The sequence below is a fragment of the Rhodococcus sp. 1168 genome, from assembly GCF_002091955.1.
Classification (GTDB): domain Bacteria; phylum Actinomycetota; class Actinomycetes; order Mycobacteriales; family Mycobacteriaceae; genus Rhodococcoides.
Genome location: NZ_MKKY01000067.1, coordinates 1 through 4532, shown reverse-complemented (window position 1 = coordinate 4532; position 4532 = coordinate 1). Strand labels below are relative to the sequence as shown.

Here is a 4532-nt window from a genome sequence, read left to right as displayed (position 1 = left end):
TTCACCCATCCACTACGAGGCACACCTCACCCTACCTCAACAGACACTAACTGAACGGTATTGAACTTAAACGGTAACGGTTGGTCGGTGTCGTAAGTGGTTCGACTGCCGAAGGATATGTGGAAATCAGAGTCGACAATTGGTGTCCATCGATAACTGGGGTTATCACACGACTGTGCGGCTTTCAGACGGGTTGGCCTCAAGATTGTGGTCAGACACCCGCCATCAAGGAGTACTGGATGACAATCCCGGATTTACAAGAGCCGCAACCGGATCCGCCCTCGGAACCGCTGCCGGCCACCAACTCGAGGTCACGCCGCCCGATAATTCTGGCAGCGGCCGTCGGCGCAGGTGCAGTTGCAATTGTTGCGTCGGTGATCGGTGTAGCCGTTGTTGCATTCACAGCTGATCAGGCGCCGGACACCTTTGAAATTCAGGGCGCTATCACCCTCGAGGACAACATCACGACCTCCGGACTGCCCGAGGGCTACGAGTGCGCAGGCAAGGGCGGTTACAAGGACATCGGCCCGGGCGTTGCGGTGACGGTGATGGACGAGGCCGGCACTTTGCTCGCCAAGGGCGCCATCGGCAAGAGCTCCGGCGGTGCCAGCGGATGTTGGCTGGACTTCACCGTGCCGTCCGTTCCCCGCGGGAGTCAGTTCTACAAGGTCGAAGTCAGCCACCGCGGAGAGCTCACCTATACCGAGGCCGAAGCCGAAGCCGGCCTTGCCTTTTCACTCGGGTGACACCACATCTATCCCATGAAAGAGAGAAGCATCATGACCAACATGCCAGTAGCACCAACGGAGAAGAAGTCGAAGAAGTGGCCCTGGGTCGGTATCCCCGCGGTTCTGGTCGCGTTCGGAGTCCTCGCCAACCTCTCGGATCCCGAACCGAAGACCGAAGCACCTGCGCAAGCTGTCGTCGTCGAGGACGCTTCGGACAGTGCCGAGGCACCTCCGGCCGCGCTGCCGGGTCTCGGTGCACCGGTGCGTGATGGCAAGTTCGAGTTCACCGTCACCGACGTGGAGTCCGGGCTCAGCGAAGTTGGCGACAACCCGTATCTGGTGGAGAAAGCTCAGGGCCAGTTCGTCATCGTGAGCATCTCTGTGCTCAACACCTCGGCTGAGCCGAAGAGCCTCAGCCCCAGTGCACAAGAAATGTACGACGCCGAGGGACGAAAGTTCAGTGCGGATACGTCCGCTGCGATCGGTCTCGACAGTGATGTCGCGATCTGGGACGAGATCAACCCAGGCAACAGCGTCACCATGAAGGTGGTGTTCGACATGCCGGTGGGCGCGGTCCCGGCGGAGATAGAGCTGCACGATTCGATGTTCTCTGGCGGGACTCGCGTCGCGCTGAGATGATCCGATGACGCGGTCTTTCGCGGACCGGATTCGGATTGTCAACCACGAGTGTCGGGCCTAGCTCCAAGCTGGGCCCGACACTCGTGAAACGTGCATGGTCGTGCCCGTTTAGAACCTTTCGGTCAGATCAGGTGCAGGAGGAATTCAGTATGGGCCGCGTGCAGTTGCATACCGGTAGCCCGTCGGGCATCGGTCCACGAGAAACGAAAGCATCCCGTAACCGAACACTGGATCCCCGGCTACGGGCGCTCCCGTGCACCTGGTGTGGTGGAAAGAGCACGTCGAAGACGGCCGCTCGTCGGTGTAAGCGTTGCCGCAAGCTCGAATTGATCATCGAGAGCGCGTCACGCTTCATGTCTGCGAACGGCTTGCGTGCATTGGACAGATCGACGTCTGGAGGTTCCAGCCTCGAGACGAAGTACCGGTCTGATGCCGCGAGGGCGAAGAAGGAACTGAACGCGATCAAGCGGAATCGGTCGTCGAAGAAGGCCGCGGCGAAATCCAGGCGGAGTGCTCCCCAAGATCCGACGTTGAAGATTGCGAAGCAGCTCTCCGAACTGCGAACCGCGCTGGCCAGGGTGGACCGGAAGATCGCTGAACTGGAGGCCTCGGATCTTGGAGGCGATCGTGATCGCCAACTCGCTGCCCTGCGCGCCCGGCGTGCGGGGTTCGAGCTCGGCATCGCTCGGAGGCGAGCGAAGCAGTAGAAGTTGTTTTGTTCATTTAGCCAGCTCGCCGGTGTATCAACTTCAGAATCTGTTCTGTACATTTAGCTGACACGCGGATGCTACAACTTCTGGAAGAAGGTCGTAATGCCACGTGGCAGGCCCAGCCGCAAGTCGATCTATAACCAGTTCGCCGAGGCTTTGAGCGAACTGTAGACTTCGAGCTCGTCCCGGAATCGCACCGGAGTTTCCGGAGACTTTGATGTGCCCCGAGGTACGCGGAGCTGCGGCATTTGACTTCAGACCACGAGTTGACGTTTGAAGTGTACGTTCTCGACCCCGCAGCGAGACCACATACTCCTGAACTGGATCTCAACGTCTAGAGGGCGATCACAGCCGCCGAACCACCAGCAATAGCCAATCCGAAAAGGAAGACGATTGACATTGCTTTCACGTCAGCGACTTTCTGCTCCTGCTTGTTCGCATAGTTTGCTCCCGAGTCGAAAAATCCCGGCCCCGGAAAATTGGTAACCGTTTGGACTACATCTGTAATCCCAACTAGAACCACCCACTGAATCACCCCGGTAAGTCCGGAGACTTTGATGTGCCCCGTGTTTCGTGGCGCCGTCATATTTGACTTCAGGCTACGGGTTGATGTGTGAAGTGTACGTTCTCGAACTCGATCGGTGTCAGCATCCCGAGAGCGCTGTGCCTGCGTTGGCGATTGTGAAAGATCTCGAGGTACTCGAACATGGCGTTGGCCAATTCGATCCTCGTTCTCCATCGCTTCCTGTTCAAGAGTTCGGTTTGCATTCTGCCCCAGAATGATTCGATGACAGCATTGTCGTAGCAATCGCCGATCGATCCCATCGACGGGACCAGTCCCGATTCGTGCGCCCGGCGGGTGAACGCCCACGATGTGAATTGCACTCCGTGGTCGGAATGAATCAAAGTGCCGGGCGTCGGGCCCCGATTCGAAATGGCCATTCCCAGAGCATTCGTCACCAACGTCGCCGTCTGAGAACTGTCGATAGACCACCCGACGACCCGCCTCGAAAACGTATCCAAGACAACGGCGCAGTAGACCTTGCCTTCGCGCGTAGGATGCTCCGTGATGTCTGTGACCCACAGTTTGTTCGGCTCCCCGCGGGCGAACTTACGGTCCACGAGATCGCTCGCAGTCGGGGTTTGATGCTTGGAACGCGCACGCTTGTTTCCCGGAAGTCCCTTCACACCAGCAGCTCTCATCAACAATTCGACACAACCGTGTCCGACGGCAATACCGTGACCAAGGGTGAGTTCAGCATGAACTCGGCGGGCCCCGTAGGTGCCATGCGAGGCGGTATGAACCTCGGTGATCAGCTGCGTCAGCCATGCGTGACGTAGCGAGCGTTCCGAGGGTGGGCGATTGCGCCACTCGTAGAAGCCGGACTCCGACACCTCCAGAATGCGACATGCGGTTTGTACTGGTAGTCCTTCCTTTGCCATCACCTCGATCGCTTCGAACCGCCTTTTGGGAGCACCACCGACTTCAGCAGTTCCGTGGAGCGTTTGGCAATGGCGAGCTCGGTCTCCAGTTCGGCGATACGACGACGGGCGGCGGCGAGTTCGGCGCTCTCGATCGAGCTCAGCCCAGGCTTCTGCCCGGTATCGATGAGCTCCTGGTTACGCCAGTTGTAGATCGTCTGCTCGGTTACATCGAGACCTGAGGCGACCTCGGCGACCGTGCGTCCTGACTTCAACAGATCGAGCACTTTCCGGCGGAACTCGGGTGGATAACGTCGGGGCATCGTGGACCTCTCTCGGGTGCATCAATGCCTGAAGTAAAACAAACGAACTCCGGAAAACTCGGGGTACATCAAAGTCTCCGGACACGCCGGGGTGATTCACCCTGACCAGACGCTTCAGGAAAAACATCGACATAACCCGGACATCGACATAATCGATGTTATGCGGATGTCCGCATAACATCGAAACCGTGTTCTCCGATCTGATCAACGGACCGCTTGCGCACATGCCCTCGGGATCATTCGGCGCGAACTCCGCCTGGGTGCAGTGCGCAGCGATCGCCCACAACCTGCTGCGCGCCGCCGGAACCGTCGCCGGCGGGAGGCTCGCGAAGGCTCGCGGAATGATGCTTCAGCGGAAAATCGTCAACATCCCCGCGCGTTTCGTTCGGCCGCAGCGCGCACCCACGCTGCACCTGCCACGACACTGGCCGTGGCTCGACGGATGGCTTCGGTTATGGCGCAACATCATTGGATTTAGCCCATATACAAACGCCTGATCCTCACCCGACACGCCGACTCGGCCCGAGCAACGACAATCGTGGAAAAGCTGGGGAGACCAGCGGACGAAGCACGCCCAACAAGTCCCGACCCCACACTTTGGTCATCGACCACAGCACATCACCTCAGTCGGTGGATCGAGGCTTAGCTCAATACCGTTCAGTTAGTGTCCGTTGAGGTAGGGTGAGGTGTGCCTCGTAGTGGATGGGTGA

At 58.8% G+C, this 4532-nt stretch carries 3 protein-coding genes and 2 pseudogenes; 4 read left to right on the top strand and 1 reads right to left on the bottom strand.

Going from position 1 to position 4532, the window contains the following annotated elements:
- The first annotated feature begins 239 nt into the window (after window positions 1-239).
- The 3 genes from BJI47_RS12505 (at window position 240) to BJI47_RS23930 (ending at window position 2074) form a co-directional block, all read left to right on the top strand.
- A complete protein-coding gene (locus BJI47_RS12505) occupies window positions 240-746 on the top strand; it encodes a hypothetical protein (protein WP_088944030.1) in 507 nt (168 codons plus the stop codon).
- A 42-nt stretch (window positions 747-788) separates the two neighbouring features.
- Window positions 789-1367 carry a DUF4352 domain-containing protein gene (locus tag BJI47_RS12500; RefSeq protein ID WP_254900569.1) on the top strand — a complete coding sequence of 193 codons (579 nt, stop codon included), beginning with the start codon at window positions 789-791 and terminating at the stop codon, window positions 1365-1367.
- 149 nt (window positions 1368-1516) lie between these two features.
- The gene (locus tag BJI47_RS23930; protein WP_139804865.1) at window positions 1517-2074 is read left to right on the top strand and encodes a hypothetical protein; all 558 of its coding nucleotides are present in this window, start codon (window positions 1517-1519) and stop codon (window positions 2072-2074) included.
- A 597-nt stretch (window positions 2075-2671) separates the two neighbouring features.
- Here the strand turns inward: BJI47_RS23930 and BJI47_RS12485 are convergent.
- Window positions 2672-3822, bottom strand: a pseudogene (locus tag BJI47_RS12485) (IS3 family transposase).
- A 179-nt stretch (window positions 3823-4001) separates the two neighbouring features.
- On the opposite strand from BJI47_RS12485, the pseudogene BJI47_RS12480 reads away from it, so the two are divergent.
- Window positions 4002-4319: pseudogene (locus BJI47_RS12480) on the top strand (IS1380 family transposase); the annotation flags it as partial.
- Between the last annotated feature and the right edge of the window lie 213 nt (window positions 4320-4532).